General features: G+C 69.5%; 21 protein-coding genes and 6 pseudogenes. 19 read left to right on the top strand and 8 right to left on the bottom strand.

Translation table 11 applies throughout. The features are described 5' to 3' along the window. The first annotated feature begins 274 nt into the window (after positions 1 to 274). The 6 genes from ACZ68L_RS41260 to ACZ68L_RS41235 all read left to right on the top strand — a co-directional run bounded on the left by ACZ68L_RS41260 (position 275) and on the right by ACZ68L_RS41235 (position 3,994). Positions 275 to 922 carry a hypothetical protein gene (locus tag ACZ68L_RS41260; RefSeq protein ID WP_469588525.1) on the top strand — a complete coding sequence of 216 codons (648 nt, stop codon included), beginning with the start codon at positions 275 to 277 and terminating at the stop codon, positions 920 to 922. Continuing rightward, positions 922 to 1,161, top strand: a complete 240-nt coding sequence (locus ACZ68L_RS41255) for a hypothetical protein (protein ID WP_469588522.1) — start codon at positions 922 to 924, stop codon at positions 1,159 to 1,161. The genes ACZ68L_RS41260 and ACZ68L_RS41255 overlap by 1 nt, the downstream gene beginning before the upstream one ends. A 341-nt stretch (positions 1,162 to 1,502) precedes the next feature. Continuing rightward, positions 1,503 to 2,555 carry a phosphotransferase family protein gene (locus ACZ68L_RS41250; RefSeq protein ID WP_469588520.1) on the top strand — a complete coding sequence of 351 codons (1,053 nt, stop codon included), beginning with the start codon at positions 1,503 to 1,505 and terminating at the stop codon, positions 2,553 to 2,555. Between the two features lie 191 nt (positions 2,556 to 2,746). Continuing rightward, positions 2,747 to 3,280 (top strand): NUDIX domain-containing protein, encoded by a 534-nt coding sequence (locus tag ACZ68L_RS41245; RefSeq protein ID WP_469588517.1) that lies wholly within the window; start codon positions 2,747 to 2,749, stop codon positions 3,278 to 3,280. Next, the gene (locus tag ACZ68L_RS41240; RefSeq protein WP_469588547.1) at positions 3,271 to 3,726 is read left to right on the top strand and encodes an NUDIX hydrolase; all 456 of its coding nucleotides are present in this window, start codon (positions 3,271 to 3,273) and stop codon (positions 3,724 to 3,726) included. The genes ACZ68L_RS41245 and ACZ68L_RS41240 overlap by 10 nt, the downstream gene beginning before the upstream one ends. Before the next feature lie 46 nt (positions 3,727 to 3,772). After that, positions 3,773 to 3,994: a hypothetical protein gene (locus tag ACZ68L_RS41235; protein WP_469588514.1), complete on the top strand. Its 222-nt coding sequence runs from the start codon at positions 3,773 to 3,775 to the stop codon at positions 3,992 to 3,994. A 42-nt stretch (positions 3,995 to 4,036) separates the two neighbouring features. Here the strand turns inward: ACZ68L_RS41235 and ACZ68L_RS41230 are convergent, their stop codons facing one another. Next, entirely contained in the window at positions 4,037 to 4,477 is a 441-nt protein-coding gene (locus ACZ68L_RS41230; protein ID WP_469588544.1) for a PP2C family protein-serine/threonine phosphatase, read from the bottom strand. A gap of 167 nt (positions 4,478 to 4,644) precedes the next feature. Here ACZ68L_RS41230 and ACZ68L_RS41225 point away from each other — a divergent pair, with 167 nt between their 5' ends. Next, positions 4,645 to 5,331, top strand: a complete 687-nt coding sequence (locus ACZ68L_RS41225; protein ID WP_469588542.1) for a helicase associated domain-containing protein — start codon at positions 4,645 to 4,647, stop codon at positions 5,329 to 5,331. A 39-nt stretch (positions 5,332 to 5,370) separates the two neighbouring features. Beyond that, positions 5,371 to 5,565 (top strand): annotated as a pseudogene (locus ACZ68L_RS41220) (hypothetical protein); the annotation flags it as partial. Here the strand turns inward: ACZ68L_RS41220 and ACZ68L_RS41215 are convergent. The 4 genes and pseudogenes from ACZ68L_RS41215 to ACZ68L_RS41200 all read right to left on the bottom strand — a co-directional run. After that, positions 5,533 to 5,934 carry a hypothetical protein gene (locus ACZ68L_RS41215; RefSeq protein WP_469588512.1) on the bottom strand — a complete coding sequence of 134 codons (402 nt, stop codon included), beginning with the start codon at positions 5,932 to 5,934 and terminating at the stop codon, positions 5,533 to 5,535. The pseudogene ACZ68L_RS41220 and the gene ACZ68L_RS41215 sit on opposite strands and share 33 nt — an antisense overlap. 77 nt (positions 5,935 to 6,011) lie before the next feature. Next, a pseudogene (locus tag ACZ68L_RS41210) lies at positions 6,012 to 6,722 on the bottom strand (IS256 family transposase); the annotation flags it as partial. Between the two features lie 37 nt (positions 6,723 to 6,759). Beyond that, positions 6,760 to 8,265 carry an ISL3 family transposase gene (locus tag ACZ68L_RS41205; RefSeq protein ID WP_469588539.1) on the bottom strand — a complete coding sequence of 502 codons (1,506 nt, stop codon included), beginning with the start codon at positions 8,263 to 8,265 and terminating at the stop codon, positions 6,760 to 6,762. A gap of 157 nt (positions 8,266 to 8,422) precedes the next feature. After that, a pseudogene (locus tag ACZ68L_RS41200) lies at positions 8,423 to 9,007 on the bottom strand (transposase); the annotation flags it as partial. Between the two features lie 38 nt (positions 9,008 to 9,045). Here ACZ68L_RS41200 and ACZ68L_RS41195 point away from each other — a divergent pair. From ACZ68L_RS41195 to ACZ68L_RS41185, 3 genes and pseudogenes are all read left to right on the top strand, one after another. Further along, positions 9,046 to 9,823: pseudogene (locus ACZ68L_RS41195) on the top strand (ATP-binding protein); the annotation flags it as partial. Further along, the gene (locus ACZ68L_RS41190) at positions 9,795 to 10,427 is read left to right on the top strand and encodes a hypothetical protein (RefSeq protein WP_469588510.1); all 633 of its coding nucleotides are present in this window, start codon (positions 9,795 to 9,797) and stop codon (positions 10,425 to 10,427) included. The pseudogene ACZ68L_RS41195 and the gene ACZ68L_RS41190, both read left to right, overlap by 29 nt. Positions 10,428 to 10,953: 526 nt before the next feature. Continuing rightward, complete coding sequence (locus tag ACZ68L_RS41185; RefSeq protein ID WP_469588508.1) at positions 10,954 to 13,386, top strand: terpene synthase family protein; 2,433 nt, start codon at positions 10,954 to 10,956, stop codon at positions 13,384 to 13,386. 13 nt (positions 13,387 to 13,399) lie between these two features. Here the strand turns inward: ACZ68L_RS41185 and ACZ68L_RS41180 are convergent, their stop codons facing one another. Beyond that, positions 13,400 to 13,672 carry a hypothetical protein gene (locus tag ACZ68L_RS41180; protein WP_469588505.1) on the bottom strand — a complete coding sequence of 91 codons (273 nt, stop codon included), beginning with the start codon at positions 13,670 to 13,672 and terminating at the stop codon, positions 13,400 to 13,402. A gap of 253 nt (positions 13,673 to 13,925) precedes the next feature. Next, positions 13,926 to 14,387: pseudogene (locus tag ACZ68L_RS41175) on the bottom strand (IS6 family transposase); the annotation flags it as partial. On the opposite strand from ACZ68L_RS41175, the gene ACZ68L_RS41170 reads away from it, so the two are divergent. The 6 genes and pseudogenes from ACZ68L_RS41170 to ACZ68L_RS41145 all read left to right on the top strand — a co-directional run bounded on the left by ACZ68L_RS41170 (position 14,386) and on the right by ACZ68L_RS41145 (position 18,809). Beyond that, entirely contained in the window at positions 14,386 to 14,517 is a 132-nt protein-coding gene (locus ACZ68L_RS41170; protein WP_469588502.1) for a hypothetical protein, read from the top strand. The pseudogene ACZ68L_RS41175 and the gene ACZ68L_RS41170 overlap by 2 nt on opposite strands. 21 nt (positions 14,518 to 14,538) lie before the next feature. Further along, positions 14,539 to 14,715 (top strand): annotated as a pseudogene (locus tag ACZ68L_RS41165) (DUF2867 domain-containing protein); the annotation flags it as partial. 314 nt (positions 14,716 to 15,029) lie between these two features. Beyond that, complete coding sequence (locus tag ACZ68L_RS41160; protein ID WP_469588499.1) at positions 15,030 to 15,812, top strand: helix-turn-helix domain-containing protein; 783 nt, start codon at positions 15,030 to 15,032, stop codon at positions 15,810 to 15,812. A gap of 497 nt (positions 15,813 to 16,309) precedes the next feature. Continuing rightward, positions 16,310 to 16,912, top strand: a complete 603-nt coding sequence (locus tag ACZ68L_RS41155) for a class I SAM-dependent methyltransferase (protein WP_469588496.1) — start codon at positions 16,310 to 16,312, stop codon at positions 16,910 to 16,912. Continuing rightward, positions 16,906 to 18,090 carry a sensor histidine kinase gene (locus ACZ68L_RS41150; RefSeq protein WP_469588494.1) on the top strand — a complete coding sequence of 395 codons (1,185 nt, stop codon included), beginning with the start codon at positions 16,906 to 16,908 and terminating at the stop codon, positions 18,088 to 18,090. The genes ACZ68L_RS41155 and ACZ68L_RS41150 overlap by 7 nt, the downstream gene beginning before the upstream one ends. Next, positions 18,090 to 18,809, top strand: coding sequence for a response regulator (locus ACZ68L_RS41145; protein WP_451820190.1), 720 nt, complete (start codon positions 18,090 to 18,092; stop codon positions 18,807 to 18,809). Before ACZ68L_RS41150 ends, ACZ68L_RS41145 begins: the two co-directional genes overlap by 1 nt. Here the strand turns inward: ACZ68L_RS41145 and ACZ68L_RS41140 are convergent. Then, entirely contained in the window at positions 18,784 to 19,071 is a 288-nt protein-coding gene (locus tag ACZ68L_RS41140; RefSeq protein ID WP_469588489.1) for a hypothetical protein, read from the bottom strand. The genes ACZ68L_RS41145 and ACZ68L_RS41140 overlap by 26 nt on opposite strands. Here ACZ68L_RS41140 and ACZ68L_RS41135 point away from each other — a divergent pair. Then, the gene (locus ACZ68L_RS41135) at positions 19,070 to 21,262 is read left to right on the top strand and encodes an MMPL family transporter (RefSeq protein ID WP_469588486.1); all 2,193 of its coding nucleotides are present in this window, start codon (positions 19,070 to 19,072) and stop codon (positions 21,260 to 21,262) included. The two genes, ACZ68L_RS41140 and ACZ68L_RS41135, sit on opposite strands and share 2 nt — an antisense overlap. A gap of 454 nt (positions 21,263 to 21,716) precedes the next feature. Beyond that, positions 21,717 to 21,944 (top strand): hypothetical protein, encoded by a 228-nt coding sequence (locus ACZ68L_RS41130; RefSeq protein WP_469588483.1) that lies wholly within the window; start codon positions 21,717 to 21,719, stop codon positions 21,942 to 21,944. Positions 21,945 to 21,952 lie beyond the last annotated feature (8 nt).

Here is a 21,952-nt window from a genome sequence, read left to right as displayed (position 1 = left end):
GGACCGGCCAATGCCCCACCTGCCACCGCGACTTACCCAAACACACAACGACAACGCCGCCACCACAGAAGCGCAACCTAACGAAGTACTACTAGGAGGGTGAGTCGGTTGAGCATGGCGCGGCGTTGGGCCTCTCTGAGCGCGGTGACCGTGGCCCCGGTGCCCAGGGGGATGACGGGCGCTTCGGTTCCGGGCAGCGAACGCCACCCGGCACCTCACTGGCGTGGAGGAGATCCCTCCAGGGCGGGTACGTCCGCACATGTTCCGAAGGACCATGTCGATCATCGCCAGCCAGCAGCCGGACGGCGATATCGCCCTGGGGATCCAGCTCAAGCACGCCGCGCGTAGGGCGCTGGCCAATCGCCTTACCGGCGCCTACTGCAAACTCGATGCCAAGTGGGCGAAGGAGTTCGACACCGATCTGCAGACCGCAGCAGCGCAAAAGCTGGTGGGGCTGCTCCAGGCCCGCCGGACCGGGGCCACCATCGCGGTCGGCCCAGGTGCAACCCGCTTCCACGCCGGGCTCGACAAGATCAACGCCGCAATCGAGGCGAACTCGACCTTGCGGGCCCACGTCGCAGATGAGCGGCTGGAGATCACCCTCCTGCGGGACAAGTTCGCGAACCTCCACCTGGGCACGGTCAACCACTGCCTGTGGAACGCACCCACCGCGGAGTGCCAGAACCAACTCCCGCCTGCTCAGCGCGGCCAGGCCCCGCTGCTGGGCGCCTGCCAACCGTCCCGTTGCTGCAATTCCGTCCTCACCTTGTCGCATGAGCGGATCTGGCGCATGGAGGAGGCCGACCTGGTGGAGTTCTTGAAGAAGAAGCTCTCCAAGCCGCTGCGAGAGCAAGCCCAGACCCGGCTCGCCGAGGTCCGCTCTGCCACCGCGCAGATCGACAAGCTGAAGGAGAACATCTGATGCCGGTGTCCGCAGCCACCGCCGCCAAGCTCCGGGAAGCCATGGCCCGGCTGCTGGCCGGAGAGCCTCTGCACAGCGATGGCGCGCTCACCAAGGAGAATCTGGCCCGCGAAGCCCAGGGCAGCCACGCCAGCGTCCACCGGGCCGAGGACATCCTCGCCGAGTGGAACGCCCGTATCCCGCAACCAGTCCTCCGTACGCCCGGCGAGGTCAGCGCGACGAAACCATCGCTGAGCTGAAGGGAAAACTCAGAGAAGCCAGCCAGAAGGTCACCGAGTTGCAGAGCAAGCTCGATGCCCTGGCCACAGTGACGGCCAACCTTTACCACGAGAACATCGAGCTGAAGACGAAGCTGAGCAAGCAGCAGAAGAACCGTTTCACTGCTCTGAACGGTGGCGCATAACCCCGCACGGCGGCCGAGATCCTGGCTCATCGGTAAGGCATCCAGTTCGCAGCCCTCGACCCGCTGTCCACCCGCCGGAAGCGGTGACCACACCTGTGCGGACCCCGTCCGCGGCGGGGGCGAGGGCGATCTGGATCGTGATGGCGCCACAGGTGACATTGCCCTACGCTGACCGCCATGCCGACCCGGGTGCCGATCAGCGACGAGCTGCGTTCCGCGTTGGGCTCCCCCAGGGAGGCCACTCTCCTGGACAGCAGCCCGCGCTCCCGGGTGTGGCGGGTCGAGCTGCGCGGTGGCAGCCGGGTGATCGTCAAGCAGATCGCCGACGGAGGTGGAACCGGGCGCGACGCGGATGCGCGCTATGCGCGGGAGGTCACCGCGTTGCGGCTCGCCGCACGGGCGACCCGGCCGACCGTCGCACCCGCACTGCTTGGAACGGACGCGGCGGCACGCGTGATGGTCCTGGAACACCTGGACGACCTCGGCGTGGCCGACGACTGGTTGCCCGGCTACGCCGAGTCCCTCGCCCGGCTGCACACGCTCACCGGGCCGGCCGACACGGGAACGCTCCCCGCCTGGTCCGGACCGACGGTCGCCGACGCCGAGTCCTTCCTCTCACTCGCCAAGGCCCTTGACGTCCCCGTCCCACCCGGGGTACCGAATGAACTCGCCGGCCTGATCGACCGGCTCGACCCAGCGCCCCACCATGCGCTGCTGCACGGAGACGCCTGCCCCGGCAACGACCTGCGCACCGCCGCCGGCGTCCACTTCGTCGACTTCGAGCAGGCGTCGCTGGGCAACGGCCTGGTGGAACTCGCCTACCTCCGCATCGGTTTCCCAACATGCTGGTGCGCAATGTCTGTCACGGCTGCGCCACTCGCGGAAGCCGAGGCCGTCTACCGTGCCACCTGGCGCGGCCTCACCGGCAGGGACGTTCCCGGCGATCTTGCCGACGCCTGCGCCGGTTGGCTGATCCGTGGCGACGCACTCGTCGAACGCGCCCACCGCGAGTCCGTCGACCACCTCGCACGGGTACCTGTGGAGGACTTCGAGTGGGGCTACGTTTCCGCCCGAGAACGCCTCGTCCACCGGCTTGGCGTAGTCGCCGACCTGACCCGCGACCACGACCATTTGCACGCACTCGGTCACCTCAGCGCGGCTCTGGCCGTACGCCTGTTGGAACGATGGCCCACACTGCGCGCACTGCCCACGCAGAACACACGGCCCTGATACTGAAAGCCTGTGTGATCACTGAGCGTGGCCGCCGGGGGCGTACTTCTTCCAGTCGACCCTAAGTACGCGAGGGGGAGCTCTCCGGAGAGGGCACGGTCCGCACGTTCGCTGAGACACCCACGCTCCGATGGAAATCGCCCTCCCCGGGATCATGGCCCCAGCCGGTGAGATAACAGGGGCTCTGCGACATGCGAACTGTTCATAACGGCGGTGCCGTCGACGCCCACGAATCGCCTTCCCGGGCCGCCGCGCGCGAAGCCCTGGAAGAACTCGGTGTCACCGTTCAGTACACCCGGGGACTCGCCGTTGACTGGATCCCCTCCAGCACCCCCGGATACTCGGCGGAGACCCGCTTCCCTGGCGAAGTCCTGTTCGTGTACGACGGCGGCACCTGGAACGCCGAGCAGATCGCCGCAGTCCGCCTGCCCGACCGCGAGATCGTCGCGATCGACTTCGTCGAACCCGCCAGGCTCCCGGACATCATGAAACCAGGAGACGCACGCCGTACTTTGTCCGCGCTCCGAGCACGCATCAACGGCACCACCGCCCTGCTCGAAGACGGCCGCCCCCTGGACCCGGCGCCACTGGACCAATACAAAGTCCTGGCACCGCCCGGAAACCCCAACGCTGGTCCTGGCACAGCGCAACGGTCCCAAGGGGCCTCCCCGTCCGGCAAAGTTAGGGATGGCTCTTCGCACCCGATGGCCGCGTCCTGGTCCTGATCGGCACCGACACCGGATCGGCGTGCCTGCCCGGCGGCACTGTCGATCCGGGAGACCACGGGAACCCGTCCGCGGCCCTGCGTCGCGAAACCGCCGAAGAAGCCAACGCCCGCATCGGTGAACAGCTGCTCCACCTCGGATACCTGTACGACGACAGCGCCGCCCAGCAGCCCGGCCCGTGCGCTCGCGTGCGCATGGCAGGTCGTCTGGCCAGCTACGCCCGGCTCCTCGCCACACCGGAGCAAGTCTGCGAGCTGTTCGACTGGGGTCCGGAAGGTGACCACCGGGTCGCCGCGGTGCATGCCGCGCGGGAACAACTCGGCCTGCCCCGCCCGACCCCGCAACCCGTCACCGAACTCCCCCACACAGGCGGGATTCTGCGAAACTCTGGCAGAGCACCCCGCCGTCCCGGTCGCGACAGCGACGCGCGAAGTGACGGCGAGTAGGCGAACCGGCCGCCGCGGTGCCGGCCATCAGGGACGGGAGCGGCCAGTGACGCTGTGGCGCCAGGTCCTGGCGGTGCTGAACGATCCGGACGCCGCCCGGCGGGAAAAGGTCCTCGCCGCTGGCGCGGCCGAACTCGCCCACGCCCGCCGCACCGAGGGCCAGCCCGCCGACGCCGGTGACGTCTGCCGGATCGCGCTGGAGGAGTTCGGCATCCTCCTGGACGAGACGACCGCCCGTGCAGCGCTGAAGGCACGACGACGGCCCTGACGCCGGGCGGGGGTCAGGGCCGCCACACGGGCCCCGCCCCGGTCATTCAGGCGTTGTCGTGGGTGGGAGCCACTGCGGCGGGTGTCTGGCGGGGGTGTGCTGGAGGGCGATTACGGCGGCGTCGTCGGTCAGGTGGCCGTCGACGTGGGCGAGCAGGTCGGTTCGCAGGTGGTGGATCAGCGCGGTAGGGCTGTGGAGGGTCCAGGAGGCGGCGCGTTCGGTCAGCGGGTAGAAGTCGCCTTCAGCGTCGCGGGCCTCGATCACTCCGTCGGTGTGCAGCAGCAGGTCTTCGGGTTCGAAGGTGAGGGTGTCGACGTGGTGGGTGGCAGCGGTCAGTTCGCCCAGGCCCAGCGGCGGTGCGGGGCGGGTGGCGTGCAGTGCGGAGACCTGCCGGCCGCGCAGCAGCAAGGGGGGCGGGTGGCCGCAGCTGACCACGTGGACGAGTGGCAGTGTGTCGGGGATGTCGAGGAGTGCGGCGGTGATGAAGCACTCCCCGGCCGTCTACTGGTGGTTTTGTCAGGCGGTGGTGTTGCGGTCGGAGACGAGGCCGTCGATGGCCCGGTAGGTATCGGGCCGGCCGTGTCGTACAGGTCGGGTCCTCTCCCGGTGGATCCGATTCCTGACCAGGCTGAGGTGCCTGGTTGCAGGATGTGCTGTTCGCCGGGCCGGGTCGGCTCGGTGTCGTCGTGATCCGGCAGCGGCTCGCCCAGGAAGCCCAGGAGAACGCGGCGCTGGCATCACAGGTGGCCGCGCTGGCCCGCAACGCCGCAGCCGAAGCTCAGGATTGGGCCAACAAGGCAATCACCGCGTCAAACGAGGCGAAGGCCAGCGCCAGGCAGGCCGCCGACAACGCCGATGCCGCAGTCCGCCGCAGCCGCCCGAGCCTCCGCAGACAAAGCCAAGGCCGCCGCCACGACAGCACGGAGCGCTGCCCGTTCGGCGAATCACTCCGCCAACCGGGCCATCGACGCTGCCCGAAGCGCCATCGCATCCGCCAACAGCGCCAGTGTCTCCGCTGCGAGCGCCCGCGCCTCCCAGATCGCCGCCGGAAAGGACGCCAAGACGAACGGCCGGTGAAGCGGACGCAGGACACCATGTGGGCCCTCAACCTCACGGCGACACGGCAGTTCCACGTCCGTGAAGGACACCTGCAGGTACCCCGCAAGCATGCCGAGCACCTGGAGACGGAGAACGGCCTGACAGGCCGTCAAGCCGGTGCTGACGGACCCGTGGCGGTCAAGCTCGGCACCTGGCTCGACAACGTCCGCAAACGCGCCGCCAAACTCGCCGAACAACGCCGGACAGACCTCGATCAGCTCGGGATGCGGTGGTCGTGATGGGCATCGTCGTCACCGCGGCCGCCCCGCTCGCAGCTGACCGAACACGGCTCCGGCCTGGGCACCCAACGCTGGGTCGTGGAAGGTGCATTCGCTCACCTGCACTGGTTCCGCCGCCTGCGGATCCGCTGGGAGATACGTGACGACATCCACGAAGCCTTCCTGAGCCTCGGATGCGCGCTCATCTGCTGGCGATGCCTGTCACGGCTGGCCCGGGACGCTCCTGTCCAGTAGCCATTCCCTGACACTCGGCGCACGATCCAGGAGCTGGCTGACCTGCATGCCCTCGTCACGCGAGGTCACTCTCGGCAGAGGGGCGAAGTCGTCAGGCAAGACGTCCAGCAGACTCATCACGCGGTCTCCCGCACGAAGCTCGATGAGCAGCTCGCACCGCAACTGGCGGGGGATGCCGGGGCGATGGGGCGGGCTGTTCCACAGGGCTGGCCACAGGTAGTGGGTCCCATCGGGTGCTGCATTCGCCTGCACGCATGCCGGGTCCAGCCGCTGGTTGAGGCTGAGCCCCCATGCCCGCTCCTCCAGCCTGAGCAGCGAGGCCGTATCGAGGATCTTCAACTCCCGAGGCACCGGCTCATCCGAGTTCATCGCCCCATGCTGCCCGACAGCACCCCGACACCAGGAACGGGTCTGTGTAGCGAACGGTGGAACTCGTTCGGAAATCTTTAGCGGCGTCCGGCGGTGAGTCGTCCGTCGAAGGTGATGTCGAAGGCCTGGAGCGCGGCCTTCCAGCGCATGGTCCAGCGTTTACGGCCTGCGCCAGTGGGATCCAGGCTCATCACGGCCAAATACACGCATTTGAGGGCTGCTTGATCGTTGGAAAAGTGTCCGCGGGCCCTCACGGCTTTCCGGATGCGTGCGTTGACGCTCTCGATCGCGTTGGTCGTGCACACGATCTTGCGGATCTCCACATCGAACTGGAGGAAGGGAACGAACTCGGCCCAGGCCGTCTCCCAGAGCCGGACGACGGCCGGGTACTTCTTGCCCCAGACCTCGCTGAACTCCATGAAGCGTTCCAGGGCCGCGTCCTCGGTCGGCGCGGTGTAGACCGGCTTGAGCGCCTTGGCGATCTTCTCCCAGTCCTGGCGGCCCGCGTAGCGGAGCGAGTTCCTCAGGAGGTGAACCACGCAGGTTTGGACGATTGTTGCAGACCAGACGGCGTTCACCGCGTCCGGGAGTCCGGTCAGGCCGTCGCAGACCAGCATCAGGATGTCGTCCGCTCCGCGGTTCTTGATCTCAGTGAGGACCCGAAGCCAGTACTTCGCGCCCTCGCCGCCGTCCCCGACCCACAGACCGAGGATGTCGCGCTGCCCCTCGGCAGTCACGGCCAGGGCCATATAAACAGGACGGTTGGCCACCTGCCCGTCCCTGACCTTGGTTCTGTCGACGATCTTGTGATGCGGACGGTGGGGCTCACCGGGTGAGCAGGACGCGTTTGCGAAGGAGATCGAGTTTGGCTCGTCCGAACATCTGGCGTTTAAGCATCTTCAGCCGGTTGATGTTGCCCTCGACGGCTCCCGAACTGTGAGGCAGAGAGAGGCCGTTGCTGACGGCGTCGAAGTCGCGGCGCAGATTGCGGGCGAAGCCCGCCAAGGGGATGAGGGTGTCCTCCTCGACGCCGTTGATCCACTCCTCAAGGCGGTCGCCGTGGCGGCCGGTCATCATGGCGGCGAACTTGCGGACGTGGAGCGTGAGTCGGTCCATGTCCGCGTCCCGCTCGCGCAGGCGGTGCAGCTCGGCGGTTTGGTCGTCGTGGAGGTGTTCGGGGTGGGTCATGACCCAGGACGTGGCCTCGCGGACCGTCGGGGGTTTCGGTCCCGGCTCGGGGGCGAAACCCCGCCCGTCACGGTAGCGGCGAAGGTGGCGCTGGACAGCCAACTCGCCTCCCGGGTAGCCGAGTTCCTGAATTTCCCGATAGAGCTGGGTGGCATTTCTAATGCCACCATTCCAGCGCTGGTGGAGATGGCCGATGTACGGGTCCACGACATGGGTGCGCTGGAGTGACTTTGCGATGACATCGTCAGCGGAGCGGGCGTTGACGAGCTTGCGGACTGTGGCCTGGTGCAGCCCGAGCTTCCGGCCGATCGCCGCCTTCGACATGCCGCCTTGATTCCATAGGTCGTGGACGGCGGCATGCTGGTCGCGTAGTCGGGTCACGATCTTCAGCTCCGGCAGCGGCTGGAGCGTCTGTGGCTCCATATCCGCCCCGATGGCGGCATCAGCGGGGTCGGGAAGCGGCTCGACCAGGGCCGAACGGCGGGTATTGACCGTCTTCTCGACGGCCTGGCCGAGGTTCTGCCACAAATGGAACCGGTCGGCAACCTGTTCGGCCTGCGGTGCCCCGAGGCGGGCTCCTTCACTGTAACTACTGGAGCGGTCCCGGCAGATGACCTTGACCTCGGGGTGCTTACGCAGCCAGGCGGCCAGGTCCTCACTGCCGCGGCCGTCGAACACATCGATTGGACGATGGGTTTCCATGTCGATCAACACGGTGCCGTAGTGGCGGCCGCGCCGGAACGCGAAGTCGTCCACGCCAAGAACTTTCACCTCGCCGACGGCCGGCTCGGGCAAGGCCCTGACCAGGCGCAGGAGCTTGTCCCGGCTCACGGTGACGCCGATTCCGGCCGCCAAACGCGCCCCGGCCCGGCCGGCCAATGCCAGCCCGATCTGCGTCAACACCCCTTGTAGTAGCGGCGTGTAACGACTGTGCGGAGTCGTCAGCCCCTCGATCTGTTCGGCGAAAGTCGCCGCGGCACAATCGGGGTTCTCACATCGGAAGCGGCGTACGCATATTTCGACTACAACGCCGAGGCCGCCGACAGCGGCATCGCGCAGCCGCCGGACATAGCCGCCGTGCACCCGGCCAGAGACCCGACCGCAGTGGCACGACGCGATCGCCGCCCGAGCCCGTGTCCTCATCACGACCTCACCCGGACGCCTGTCCACCCGCTCGATCAACAGCGCGGACAAGTGCGGAAACAACTCCGTGAACACCTCGTCAGAGCACGCGATACATGATCGCAAACCAACCAAGCAACCTGCTCGGCCGTCCGCATCACAAGATCGTCGACAGAACCCTGACCTTCACGTTCACACAGTCAATGAAGACGACCGGGTAGACGCGGTCCAGCGGCCGGTTCTGCCCTTCCGCCATGCCGGCCATCACACTGTCGGTGATCGTGGAGATCGTGGACTTGGAAATCTCCGTGCCGTACACCTCGGCCAGGTGCGCGGAGATCTCCCCGTGCGTCAACCCCTTCGCCGACAGCGACAGGACCATCTCGTCCACCCCGCCCAAACGCCGCTGCCGCTTCTTGACCAGCTGCGGCTAAAACGTCCCGGCCCGGTCCCGCGGCACAGTGATCTCCACAGGACCGGCCTCGGTGGTCACCGTCTTGGACCGGTGACCGTTGCGGTAGTTCTCCCGGCCGCCCTCCGCCCGCTCCCCGGGCTCATGCCCCAGATGATCGGTGAGCTCGCACTCCAGCGCGGACTCCAGCACCCGCTTGGTCAGCTGCTGCAGCAGACCGCCCTCTCCGGTCAGCTTCACCCCGCCGGCCTGAGCCCGGGCCACCAACTCGGCAACCAGCCCGTCATCCACAGCGTTCGTCGCGTCCAAGGTGGCCTTCCCGGCCTCGATATCACTCGTCACGCCAGTCATCAACTGTCGCTTCCAGCACGGGAGTTACACCACTCACCGTACAGACCCCCGCCGCGGCCGGGAAAACGACCGCCCTCCTCGAAGTCGGGCGCGCCTGCCACCTCGCCCACACCCGCAAACACCCCGCCCCGCCCGGTCGCGTACCTGCTGGTGCCGCCCGGCGCCACCGCGAAAACCCTCGCCACCGAATTCGCCCGCTATCTCGGCATCCCCGTCACCACCCGCGTGACCCAGGCCCAGATCACCAGCGCCGTCTGCCACACGTACACCCCCACCGGCGTCCGCCTGGTCCTCATCGACGAAATCCACCGCCTCAACCCCCGCACCACCACCGGCGCCGAAGCCGCCGACCTGCTCAAAGACCTCACCGAACGCATCAAGGCGACCTTCGTCTACACCGGCATCGATGTCGCCGCCACACCCCTGTTCGCCGGAGTCCGCAGCGCCCAACTCGCCGGTCGCGCCAGCCTCATCACCTGCGGCTCCCCTCCCCGCCCGTCACGGAAACACCCGCCCCTTCACCGACCTCATCACCGACATGGAACCCGCCCTCGACCCGACCCAGCACAACCCCGGCACACTCCCCCGCCCGCCTACCTCCACCAGCGCACCGCCGGCCGCATCGGAAGCCTCGCCCGCCTCATCCGCCGAGCCGCCATCACCGCCATCTGCGACGGCACCGAACGCATCACCAAGAAGACGCTGGAAGCCATCCAGCTCGACCACCTCGCCGAAGAACACAGGCGCCCCCGCACCCGCCAACCGGCCACACCGGCATGGTGCGGACATGGAAGAGACCATAGAATCGCTGGCTGACGAGGAGTTCGCTGCCCTCTGCAGCCAGGTGTGGGACGTACTGATCCCCGCCCGTGCCGACTACCTCGCCGAAGTCTCACCCCACTACGACGAGGTCTTCCACGAGGTCGCGCAGCGAACCGAGACCGCAGGCAGCCTCGGCAAGACCGACATCGCAGCCCTCGTCGTCTGGAAACGGCTCTCCGCACAGACCCCATGGGCGTCAGCTCTCATGTCCCTGCCCGACACCCACGTGCGAGCCGTCACCGAGCGGGCCGTCACCGCAGTCCGCAACACCGCGACCTCACCTGGTGAAGCCGCCTGTTCAGGACGCAGCATCATGTCCGAGCTGCCCGGCTTCCGTACCGGCGACGCCCTCGCCTCAGCCGTCCTGACCGCGGCAGCACCGAAGCGGATGGCCACCTACGACCGCCGCGTCCAACACGCCCTCGACACCCTCGGCCTCACCCTCACCCCCGCCCCAGGACGCTACGGCCGCTACCTGCAACTCCTCGACGACCTCCTCAAGCACGGCGGAGCACACGCCGACAGCTGGACAGCCCGCGACATCGACACCGCCCTGTACTGGACCGGCCGCAACCCCCACCAGCCAGCACCGGCGTAAGCCCACCGACACCGGCAGGACCGGCAAGCCCGACCGCGCAGCAAGCCGCTGACCAGCACAAACCCGCACCAGTCCATGAGATGCCGGAGACCATCACCAACACCACAAGACCGTTATCAACGAACCCCGAACAACCGCAGGTCAGACGCCACGCCACCACCGCACCCAGCATTCAGGACGCGCCCGCGACCTTCTCAGAAAACCCTCAACACCCCAGCTCACACCCCACTCGCCACACCAACTACGAACCTCGCAATCACAGCCGCAGACTGGGTGGCGAGGCGGCGCTCGACGAGCAGTGCGGTGCGGCCGCACCGCCTCGCGGTCGCATCACGGCCGACGGGCAGGTGGGCAATACACGGTCGGGGGCCGCACATTGCCCTCGGGGCCTGGGTTACCAGGAGGCGGGGCCGGCGTTGTACAGGTCATGAGTCACGACCTGTACATCACGCCTCGTTCGTTGTCCGTCGCCGATGGCATTGTCCCCTTGGCGGCGGGTGGGGAAGGAGGTCCGGCGGGGCCTGGGGTGTGCAGCGGAGGCTGGCACGGGGCCGAGCGCGCGGCGCGTTCCTGGGCCGCCCGGTGGGAGCTGACAGCGGATGAGGCGCTGACGCGGCGGCTGGCGGCGGTGGGGGCGGGACGGATGGCGGGGTATGTCAAGCCCTGGGGTGGGCCTGCTGAGCTGGAGTTGCTGGCCTGCTGGGGTGCGTTCATCACGCTAGTCGACGACGGCTTCGACCAAGGCTCTGGGCATGCCTCACCCGAGCAGGTGCGGGCCGTCCTCGGTCCGCTGGTGGCCGTCCTCGAAGGCAGGGATCGTGATGTGGCTGCGGGGCGGGTTCCTGCAGTGGCCGCGCTGAAGGAGCTGTGGCAGCGCACGCTCGTGGGGGCGGAGGTGGGCTGGGCCGGCCGGTTCGCGGCCTCCTACGCGGCGTTCGCGGAGGCGACCGTGGAGGAGGCGCGGTGGCGTGAGGAGCGGTATGTGCCCTCGGTGGAGGAGTACGTCGCGTTGCGGCGGCGCACCATCACGGTCGCGCCACTGCTGCTGGTCGCCGAACGGGCATCAGCGGCCTGGCCGGCGGGCGGAGTACTGCACGAACTCTGTGCGGATGTCGTGGCCTGGACGAACGACCTCATGGACGCCGGGACGGAGCCGACGTCCGGTGAGGCGGAGCTGGTCGGCGTGGTCACGCGGGAGCGCAGCATCGGCCGCGGGCAGGCAGCAGCGCTGTGCCGGCAGATGGTCGAGGAGCGGCTGGACAACTTCGACGCGGCCGCCGCACAGCTGGTGACCTCCCACCCCCACGCGGAGGATGTGCGTGCGCGGATCGGCCGGGTCCGTACGTTCTTGGACGGGGCCGTGGCCTGGCAGTACGAGAGCGGGCGCTACCGTGCCACGCTGCCGTCGCAGCGAGCGCCGGGCGGACGGCTGGCGGATCCGGTCGAGGCGGCCGCAGTGCGGCTGGAGCGCCGCCTGGCTCTGGCTGTCGCGCCGGGCGGGGCGCTGCCGGACCGGTGCGCGGGCCGCGTCCTTGAGAGCACGCTGCTGCTGGCCCTGCTCCGTGTCCGGGGTACACACCTGCACGAGCAGCGGCAGCTGACGGCCTGGCTCGACGAGCGGCGCCCTGGCGCGGATCCGCTGGACGGGCTCCTCATCGATGCCTGCCTGCGCCCGCATCTGCTGCCGGCCGACGCACGCGATGCTGCGGCCCCCTTCACAGCCGGCCTCGGATCCGGGGCGGGTGGGCGGGGCCGGCTCAAGACCGGCATGCTGCACGCCGTGCTGCACCTGCTGGGCGGCTTGCGGCTACGCGCCGACGACGCCCCCAGCGCAGCCCCCGACCGGGCGCTGTCGACGTTCACATGGGTCAACCTCGCAGCGGTGCGGGCCGTCTACGCCCAGGCCACCGGACGGCCGCACACGGTGTCCACCGGTGAGCGGTTCCAACTGGCCGAGGTGCTGGAGACCGACGGCGGGCGGCTGCTGTGGGAAGCCAGCGCCGCCACCCACCTCCTGGGGCTGCACGCCCTGAACTCCTACCGGCCCACACACCCGCTCCTCGACCGTGCCGTGACCGGTTTGTTGCTGGCCAGGGACAGGGACGGCGGGATGCCGTTCCTCGACAGCCAGGACATCTGGCTCACCGCGGTGGGCGGCCTCGCCTTCCTCGCCCGACCCGCACTGTGCCCCTACACCGTGCGGATGGGCGAGTTCATCGCGGCCTGGCAGGCCCCCGACGGGGGCTGGCCCTTCGCGTCCGGTATCCGCCAGACCGACGTCGACACCGCCACCCGCGCCATCGAGTTCCTCCACGCCCTCAACCCACACCGCTACCACCGCCACCTCGACCGCGGCGCCGCCTACCTCGCCGCCAAAGCCGGCCCCGACGGCGGATTCCCCACCTGGCGCACGGGCGATGCCCCCGACCTGGACATGACCGCAGGCGCCGTCCTCGCACTCACCCCCCACGGACCCAGTTACGGCCGGCTCGTCACCGCTGCCACCCGCTACATCCTCGACGCCCAGCACCCCGACGGGACCTGGACACCGAGCTGGACCCGCAGCGAAGCCAGCGTCATCCTTCGCGCCGTCGACGCCCTGGAGGCCGCACGCGCGGTTGCCGGCACCGGCCACGCGGCGATCACCGCCGCGACCGCACGCGCGGCGGCCCGGCTCACCGCCGCCCAGCAAGGCGACGGAGGATGGGGACACACACCCGCCCATCACAGCGACGCCCTCTCCACCGCCCAGGCCCTGCCCGTCGTAACCCGCTACGGTCCACCCCATGCCGCCTCCGCGGCAACGGCCTACCTGCTCGACCGACAGGACACCTCCGGCCGCTTCCCCGCCCCGCCCGACCAGACCGGCCCCCGCCCCCTGGCCTTCGACTACCCCCTCGTCACCGACCTTCACGCACTCACCGCCCTCACCCACACCCGGGTACACGGACCGGCCTGAGGCCAGAAGGCCGTCACTCCCACCGCCTCGGCGGGGACGGGCTCGCCCGCAGCTCAATCTGCCCGGCGGGGCCAGGCAGCAGGCAAAGGACGACGGCGCCCGCGGCCATGGTCGCGGCGTGCTTCCAGGTGCCGTTGGGCGCGACGAGACGAATCTCCTTGTCGAAGTTGTCGGCCTCCTCCCCGGCACCGCGGTACAAGGTCAGCTCGCCGTCGGACCAGCGCACGATCAGGTCGGAGTAGTCCCAGGATCCCGGATTGCTGTCAGTGAAGTAGCCACCCGTCATGACGTCGGCATGCTGCCAGGTCTCGGCCTTGCCCAGGACAGCACGGCCCGTCGGCTGACGGTTCTTGACCGCTTCGTCGTACAGCGCCTTGGCGTCGCCGTCGAGGTAGGAGCTGTAGGAGATGTCGTCCTTGTCGCCGCCCGTCTTCCAGCCGCCGATGACGCCGATGACGCCCCAGCCGCTGCCCCGCTTGATGAGGAACGGGCCACCGGAGGCACCACCCGAGTACTTGTCACAGGCAATGTGCAGGAAGCCGGTGCCCGACGCAGGGCATGACCTCGCGGTGGGCCGCGCCGTAGGAGCGGAGCCTGTCCGTGACGATCACCCGCGGCACCCCGCCCGTCTTCGTCAGCAGCGTGCGGAAGCAGCGCCTGGCCGCAGCCGTGTCCCGGCGGCTCTGCACCAGGATGTCCAGCACGTTGCCATCCTGGTCGACAGCCCGCCACAGGTACTTCCGCTCACCGTTGATCTCGATGAAGACCTCGTCCAGATGCCACGTGTCACCGGGCTGAGGCCGCCGGCGGCGCAGCCCGTTGGCTTACTGCTGACCGAACTTCAGGCACCAGCGGCAGACCGTCTCGCACGAGACGATCACGCCGCGCTCCAACATCAGCTCCTCGACCTCACGGAAACCGAGCGGGAACCGGAAGTACAGCCACACACAGCGCGAGATCACCTCGACCCGATACCGGTGCCCCTTGCACGACGGCGACATGCCCTCCACGGACAACCCCCTCCACCGTGATCAGCCCGAGGATCCCCCCTCCCCCGTGACAACGCCCGGCGACGAAGCCGTCGGGGAACTGGCCAACAAGACCGTCAACACCCTCATGCACCTGGGCTAGGAGTCGACCGGGGATGGTGGCTATGAGCTGCGGATGGCGGTCCTGGTCAAACCCAACGGCCGATTCGGACGGATCTACATGGCCCTCACCGCGCCGTTCCGCTACCTGATCGTCTATCCATCGCTGACTCGCCAGTGGGAGCGCGCCTGGCGGGACCGCGCGCTTCTGCTCCCCCGGGGCATCAGTCCCCAGCCCTGATCGCCGCGAGCGCCGACCAGGGGGCTGGAGGGCGCTTGGACACAGCCGCCAGGGCGTCGACAACAGTACGGCGCACGCACGCCGGGTCAGTGGTCAGGTGAGTCCGGCAAACGCTGCTGGCCGTCCGGCACGCCGGTGACGACCAGACGCCCCGGGCGCGTCCGACCAGTAGGCGCGATGTCCGGTAACGGCGTGTTCCGGACACTTGGCTCGCGTAACATTCGAAGATGCGATCCGGCGCAGGTGAACGTGACGACACCGCCTTATGGGACGTCGTATGTCCGGAGCGGCCCAGCGGGGTGGCCGGTGTCAGTATGGCCGGGTTCCGTGACCGTGGCGTCGCCCCGATCGACCTCAGGGTGATCCCGCATCCCACCGTCATGATGGCTCTGGAGCTCGGTTCCGGCTCAACCTTCGTGGACGACGCTGCCGGGCGGCAGCACCGGGGGGGTTTCGTCGCCGGGCTCGGGGCCGGGTGCCGAGGCGCGGTTCGGGTGCGGGGTGAGAACTTCGAGGGCGTGCAGGTGCGCCTGTCCCCGATGGTCGCACGCGCGGCGCTGGGTGTCTCCCCGGCCGACCTGGACGGTGCCGTGGTGACCCTCGACGATCTGTGGGGCCGGGAGGCGTCGCGGATCCGTGAACAACTGGACGATGCCTCCTCATGGGAGCAACGCTTCGCGTTGACGAACGCGTTGCTCGGCCGCCGACGTGCGGCGGCGCCACCCATAGACCCGGAGGTGGTCCGGGCCTGGCACCGGATCGTCGCCAGCCGCGGCTTGGCCCGGGTCGAAGGACTAGCGGCCGAGGTCGGATGGAGCCGCAAGCGCCTGTGGTCCCGGTTCCTCTCGCAGATCGGCCTGCCGCCCAAGCGGGCTGCGACGCTGGTCCGCTTCGACCATGCCGTCCACCGCCTGGCTGCGGGTGTGGGCCCAGCCCGAGTCGCGGCGGAGAGCGGCTATGCCGACCAGTCCCATCTGCATCGGGACGTCCTGGCGCTCACCGGAGCGACCCCGGCGACAGTGGCCGGCGAACCATGGCTGGCGGTTGACGACATCGCATGGACCGACACCACCAGCAAGCTTCTACGCCGTGCGTGATGCGATCGCGCCGACCGGGGCCCCGCACCTGGGCACCCGGGCCCTCCACGCCCGTCAGCCCTGCTTGTCGTAGGGGTGGAGGGTGAGCGGGGCGCGCAGGTGGCGCGGCCCACCTCCGCGCCTCGGATCACAGCGCCGTCCTGGCGGCGGCGGAGAGCGGCTACGCCGACCAGCGCAGGGTGACGCCCAGGCCGTCCGCGAGCGCGCCGTGGCTCGCGGTCGGCCCTGTCGCGTGGGCCGCGCCCGAAGACGTGTCCAGGTTCTGCGGTGGCGGTCGGCATCGGCCGCGAGAGGAACATTTGTTCAAGACACCAGGCGGTCGCGCTTGTGACGCTGCGGGTGTGTCCAAGAACCGCAGTGGCTCCCCGTCTCCCCCTCCTCAGCGGCCTCGGTACGGTGTCGACGCGCCGGCGTTCCCGGTTGTCACCGCTGCCGCCGGGGTGGCGTGCTGCCTGGCCGCCGCCCGGCGGGGACGGGGACGGATCACGATGGCGACCGTGGGAACGGCACTGCTCGCGTCCACCGGCGTTTACCTGCACACCACGCTGCGCGGCAAGCTGCGCGTCTGGGAGCGGGAACTGGGCCGGATCGGCCTGAAGGGTGACGAGCAACTGCTGGACCTGGGCTGCGGTCGCGGCGCGGTGCTGATCGAGGCGGCCAAGCGGCTACCGGCGGGGCGCGCCCACGGCGTCGATCTGTGGTCCGGAACGGACCAGAGCGGCAACAATGCCGAGGCCACGCTCGCCAACGCCGCCGCGGCCGGAACCGCAGACAGGGTGGAGGTGCACACGGCCGACATGACGGCGCTTCCGTTCGCGGACGGCTCCTTCGATGTCGTGACGAGCGCGCTCGCCATCCACAACATCCCGTCACGCGAGGGACGCTACCGCGCGGTGGACGAGGCGATGCGGGTGCTGAGCCCGGGCGGGCAGCTGCTCATCGCGGACTTCTGGTGGGCGGCCACGAAGTATGCCGCGCACCTCGGGCAGGGCACGCTGCGCCCACTGGGGGTCAGGTACTCGTACGGTGGCCCGTGGCTCGGCGTCACCCTGCTGCATGTCGTCAAAGAGCGCCGGCCCGCAGGCGCGGATTCATGCTGACCGCGGCCGCGATCTCCTGGAGCAGGCTGATGGCCAGGCAGCAGCTGTTGCTGCTGCTCTCGTCACTCGCGTCGATGGTGCTGTTCACGGTCGCGACGGTCCCCGCGGCCGTCCGGCACGCGCTCAGTTCTCACGAGCCGCTGAGCTTGCTGGTGACCGTCGTGGTCTACGCGGCCCTGGTGGTACGCCGGCGGTTCCCGATCGGCACAGTGGCGGTCGCCGTCATCGGGTCGGTCGTGCTGATGGCCGACGGGATGGACTACCCGCCGACCTTGCTGGCGCTCTTCTGCGCGCTCCACTGGGTCGCGCTGGATTCCTCCCAGGGCCGGGCGCTCGCGGTCGGCGTCACCGTCAAGGCGACGCTGCTCACCGGCTCGCTCATCACCCATCCCGGCATGACGGGCGTCGTCATCGTGCTGTGGGCGACCCTGGCGGTCACCACCGGCATCGCCGCCCGCAGCCACCGTGCCTACGTCGCCGAGGCCGACGAGCGCGCCAGACACGCCGAGCAGGCCAGGGAAGACGAGGTGAACCGCTGCGTCACCGAGGAACGGCTGCGGATCGCACGGGAGTTGCACGACGCCGTCGGCCACCATGTCGCCCTGATCAACGTGCAGGCCGGCGCGCTGGTCTATCTGCTCGAAGACGAGGACCGGTCCCAGGCCATGGAGTCGGTCACGCATATCCAGCAGGCCAGCGAGGAAGCCCTTGAGGAACTGCGGCTGACCGTCGGGCTGCTGCGCGAGCCCGGCGCGGCCGAGCCGGCGGAGTCGGTGCCGAGCCTTGACAGACTGGGAGAACTGATCTGCTCATTCGCCGGCGCGGGCCTGCGGGTCACCCACGAGGTGACCGGCCAGGCCAGGCCGTTGCCCGAGGTAGTGGAGCTGACTGCCTACCGGGTCATCCAGGAGTCGCTGACCAACACCCGCAAGCACGCCGGCTGTGATTCTGCGGTGGTGCGGCTTGGATACGCGCCTGGGGCACTCAGTCTGGCGGTCGAGGACGAGGGCAGGCCGGTGGCCTGGGTCCGCCGACGCACGAACGGAGGACACGGCATCGTGGGCATGCGGGAACGGGTGGCCGCCGTGGGCGGACGACTGGCGGCGGGGCCACGGCCCGAGGGGGGCTACCTCGTCCTCGCCGAGATTCCGCTGCGAGCGACCGGGATCGAGAGCTGATGACCTGGACCGCGCCCGCCTTGCCGGCGCCCGCAGCCACGGCGCCGACCCGCGTGGTCCTCGCCGACGACCAGGATCTCATCCGCGCGGGCCTGCGGCTGGTGATCGACCGTGCGCCGGGGCTGACGGTCGTGGGCGAGGCGGTCACCGGTGACGACGCGGTCCGGGTAGCCCGCGAGGCACGCGCCGACGTCGTCCTGATGGACATCCGGATGCCGGGCCTCGACGGGTTGGCCGCAACCCGTCGGATGGCCGCCGACGACAGCCTCGCCGGAGTGCGGGTGCTGATCCTGACGACGTTCGAGGTCGACGAGTACGTCTTCGAGGCGCTGCGGTCGGGGGCCAGCGGCTTCCTCGGCAAGGGCTCGCGCCCAGAGGTCCTGATCGACGCGATCCGCGCGGTCGCCCGCGGCGGCGCGCTGCTTTCGCCGTCCGCCACCCGGGGACTCATCACGAGGTTCCTCACGCTGCACGACAGCGAGCCGGTCCGCCCCTCGCCTCTGCTCGCCACCCTCACCGACCGCGAGCTCCAAGTGGTGGCCCTCGTCGCCGACGGCATGTCCAACACGGAGATCGCCCGTCAGCTCACGCTCAGCCCACTCACCGTCAAGACCCACGCCAACCATGCCATGGCCAAGCTCGGCGCGCGCGACCGCGCCCAACTCGTCGTCCTCGCCTACAAGACCGGCTTGGTCACCGCGCCGCGCCCCCGGCCATGAGCGACCGCGCCACCGCGGGCACGACCCCGAACTCCGCGCGGGGATACCGCCGCAGGAGAAGCGCCGCACCGCTGCCGAGCGGCTGAGAGCCGTCGCGCACGGCCGCCGTCAACAGCGGAACTACTGCGAACGCAGTAGGCGAAGCCGCGAGCCGCACCGAATGGCGTGGTAGCGCCTCGGGCAATCGCTGCGGTCGGCCGGTGACCTGGGCGGCTGAGACCCCGACGATGAAGAGCCGCGTCTGAAAGGAATGGATGATCATGTCCGCACTCGCACGTTGGTGTTATCAGCACCGCTTCGTCGTGATCGCTGCCTGGGCAGCCCTCCTCATCGGCCTGGCGGTGATGTCGCAGGCGGTGAAGACGACGTACGACAACTCCCTCATAGTGCCGGGGACGAGTTCGGGCAGAGCCCAGGAACTGCTCCTGCGGTCGGCACCGGCCCAGGCCGGCGACTCCGACCAGATCGTCTGGCAGGTGAGTCAAGGCAGGGCCACCGATCCGGCCGTCGAACAGCGGATGTCGGCGATGCTCACGCGGGTGTCGCACCTGCCCCAGGTGGCCTCGGTCGCCAGCCCCTACCTGCCGGGCGGCAAGGTCCAGGTGAGCGCTGACGGACGCACCGCGTATGCCACGTTGAACTTCACCAAGACGGCGAACGACCTGGACCCTGCCGCCATCCGCCGGGTGATCTCGACGGCGACCGTCGCCGCCCAGCCGGGCCTCTCGGTCGAACTCGGCGGCAAGGCGATCTCGACCGCCGAGCAGACGTCGACGTCGACCGCGTCGCTGATGGGCATCATCGCGGCCGCCGTCATCCTGCTCATCGTGTTCGGATCGCTGCTCGCGATGGCGCTGCCGATCGTGACCGCGGTGGCCGGGGTGGGCAGCGGCCTACTACTCATGGCCCCGCTCAGCCATATGATGTCGGTGAACGGCATCGCGCCGGTCCTCGGCGCGCTGATCGGCCTCGGCGTCGACTACGCCCTGTTCGTCGTGACCAGGCACCGCCGCGGCCTGAAGTCCGGGCTGGGCTTGGAGGAGTCGACCGTCCAAGCGCTCAACACCGCCGGCCGAGCGGTCCTGTTCGCCGGCGGCACGGTCTGCATCGCCCTGCTCGGCCTGCTCACCATCGGCCTCAAGTTCATCAACGGGCTGGCCGTCCCGGCGGCGTTCACCGTGGTGTGCACCGTGGTCGCGGCCGTCACGCTGCTGCCCGCGCTGTTCGGGGCTTTCGGCATGCGCGTGCTGAGCCGCAAGCAGCGCCGCGCGCTGCGGGCCGGTGAACTGAGCCAGGCGGAGAGCGGTGGCGGCAGGTGGGCGCGCTGGGCGCGCACTGTGCCGCGCTACGCCGCCGTGCTCGCCACCCTGGGGCTCGCGGTCATGGTCGCGGTGTCCGTCCCCGTGCTGGACCTGCGACTGGGCTTTTCCGACGCGTCCAACGACTCTTCGTCGAGCCACTCCTACAAGTCCTACGACATGCTCGCCGAGGGGTTCGGGCCGGGCTTCAACGGCCCACTGCTCGTGGTCGCCCGGACTCAGTCCGCGGCCGACCGCGCGGCGCTCGACCGGCTCGACAGCGCGCTCGGCGCCGTGCCCGGGGTGGCCGCCGTGCAGACCGCGCCCAGGCAGACGAGTCCGGGTGCCGGGCCGGCGATCGAGGTGATCCAGGTCCTCCCCACCACGGCGCCCGCGGACGTGGCCACCTCCACCCTGATCACCCAACTGCGCGACACGGTGATACCGCAATACACGCAGGGCACCACGCTGCAGGTCTACGTGGGCGGCCTGACAGCCACGATGGACGACTTCGCGACGGTGACGAGCGACAAGCTGCCCTGGCTCCTCGTCACGATCGTGGGCTTCAGTTTCCTGCTGCTCGTGCTCGCCTTCCGCAGCCTGCTCATCCCCGCGATCACAGCGGTGCTGAACCTGCTCGCAGCGGCGGCCTCGTTCGGCGTACTCACCGCGTTCTTCCAGTGGGGTTGGGGAACCAGCGCGTTCGGCCTCGGCGCGGCCAGCCCAGTCGAGGGCTACCTGCCGGAGCTGGTGCTGGCGGTCCTGTTCGGCCTGTCCATGGACTACCAGGTGTTCTTGGTCAGCACGATGGCCGAGGAGTGGTCGCAGACCCATGACAACACCCGGTCGGTGCTCGCCGGCCTGACCGACACCGCACGGGTGATCACCGCCGCGGCAGTGATCATGATTGCCGTGTTCACCGCGTTCGTGTTCATGGGGGAGCGCGGAATCGCCGAGTTCGGCGTCGGACTGGCCGCCGCCGTGGCGCTGGACGCCTTCATCCTGCGGACGGTGATCGTACCGTCCGTGATGTACCTGTGCGGTCCGGCCAACTGGTGGTTGCCAGGCTGGCTGGACCGCTGCCTACCGCACTTGGCCCTTGAGCCGCCCATGGAGGAGCAGCCCGTCGACGTGCCCGGACCCGCGCTCGTCTGACCGCACAGCCGCGGAGCTGCGGCGGTGCACCACGGTCGGTCCGGGAGCACCGCCGTGGCACTGGGACGTACGGTGCCGGGCCAGTACCGACTCAGCAGGTTGCGGGTCCTCCTGAGCGACTCGGCGGGCCGGCTGCGAGGTCGTATCCCCGTCCTCACAGCCGGTCTGACGGCCCCGCACCGGCCGTTGCCTGAGCACCGCCCCCGCCTCGCCGAGCTCCCGGCTCGCCCCGCACGGAACCAATGGTCGGCAACCGGGTGCCGGGCCGCACCCCCGATCACTCCGTCGCCATCGGCCACCCATCCCTTCTCCAGCACGGTCGGGAAGTCCGGACAGGGCCGCTCGGCCCGCAGAACCCGACCGCTGACCGGATCATGCCCTGGTGGCGGGAACTTCCGTTGCGCGCGGGAGAGATGTGATGGTTCGTCTCTTTCGATGTGTTCGGAGGTTGCTGGTGGCATCGGTGTTGGAACTGCTGGAGGAGCGGGAGGCCGGGGCTCGGCGCGAGGTCGAGCGGCTCCAGGGCAAGGCGGCCAGCCTGGCCGCAGCTCTCGGGGAGGCCGAGTCGGAGTTGTCGCGGCTGGTGATCGCCCGGGAGACGCTACGGGAGGTGCTGTGCGGAGCCCTGCGACCGGAGCGGTGCGATGGCGCCGGGCCCGGCAGGTGCGGGGCTGGGCGGTGAGATCCGGG

Source organism: Streptomyces sp. NPDC104309, from assembly GCF_055584025.1.
This window is presented reverse-complemented; position numbering and strand designations above follow the sequence as displayed.

What these genes read in the sequence shown, in the direction of transcription:
- ACZ68L_RS41250 (WP_469588520.1), top strand. Translation starts at nt 1,503, where the DNA reads ATGCCGACCCGGGTGCCGATCAGCGACGAGCTGCGTTCCGCGTTGGGC.
- ACZ68L_RS41205 (WP_469588539.1), bottom strand. Translation starts at nt 8,265, where the DNA reads ATGAGGACACGGGCTCGGGCGGCGATCGCGTCGTGCCACTGCGGTCGG.
- ACZ68L_RS41145 (WP_451820190.1), top strand. Translation starts at nt 18,090, where the DNA reads ATGACCTGGACCGCGCCCGCCTTGCCGGCGCCCGCAGCCACGGCGCCG.
- ACZ68L_RS41245 (WP_469588517.1), top strand. Translation starts at nt 2,747, where the DNA reads ATGCGAACTGTTCATAACGGCGGTGCCGTCGACGCCCACGAATCGCCT.
- ACZ68L_RS41170 (WP_469588502.1), top strand. Translation starts at nt 14,386, where the DNA reads ATGCCCTCCACGGACAACCCCCTCCACCGTGATCAGCCCGAGGATCCC.
- ACZ68L_RS41255 (WP_469588522.1), top strand. Translation starts at nt 922, where the DNA reads ATGCCGGTGTCCGCAGCCACCGCCGCCAAGCTCCGGGAAGCCATGGCC.
- ACZ68L_RS41140 (WP_469588489.1), bottom strand. Translation starts at nt 19,071, where the DNA reads ATGATCATCCATTCCTTTCAGACGCGGCTCTTCATCGTCGGGGTCTCA.
- ACZ68L_RS41135 (WP_469588486.1), top strand. Translation starts at nt 19,070, where the DNA reads ATGTCCGCACTCGCACGTTGGTGTTATCAGCACCGCTTCGTCGTGATC.
- ACZ68L_RS41150 (WP_469588494.1), top strand. Translation starts at nt 16,906, where the DNA reads ATGCTGACCGCGGCCGCGATCTCCTGGAGCAGGCTGATGGCCAGGCAG.
- ACZ68L_RS41260 (WP_469588525.1), top strand. Translation starts at nt 275, where the DNA reads ATGTCGATCATCGCCAGCCAGCAGCCGGACGGCGATATCGCCCTGGGG.
- ACZ68L_RS41160 (WP_469588499.1), top strand. Translation starts at nt 15,030, where the DNA reads ATGGCCGGGTTCCGTGACCGTGGCGTCGCCCCGATCGACCTCAGGGTG.
- ACZ68L_RS41190 (WP_469588510.1), top strand. Translation starts at nt 9,795, where the DNA reads ATGGAAGAGACCATAGAATCGCTGGCTGACGAGGAGTTCGCTGCCCTC.
- ACZ68L_RS41215 (WP_469588512.1), bottom strand. Translation starts at nt 5,934, where the DNA reads ATGAACTCGGATGAGCCGGTGCCTCGGGAGTTGAAGATCCTCGATACG.
- ACZ68L_RS41180 (WP_469588505.1), bottom strand. Translation starts at nt 13,672, where the DNA reads ATGACGGGTGGCTACTTCACTGACAGCAATCCGGGATCCTGGGACTAC.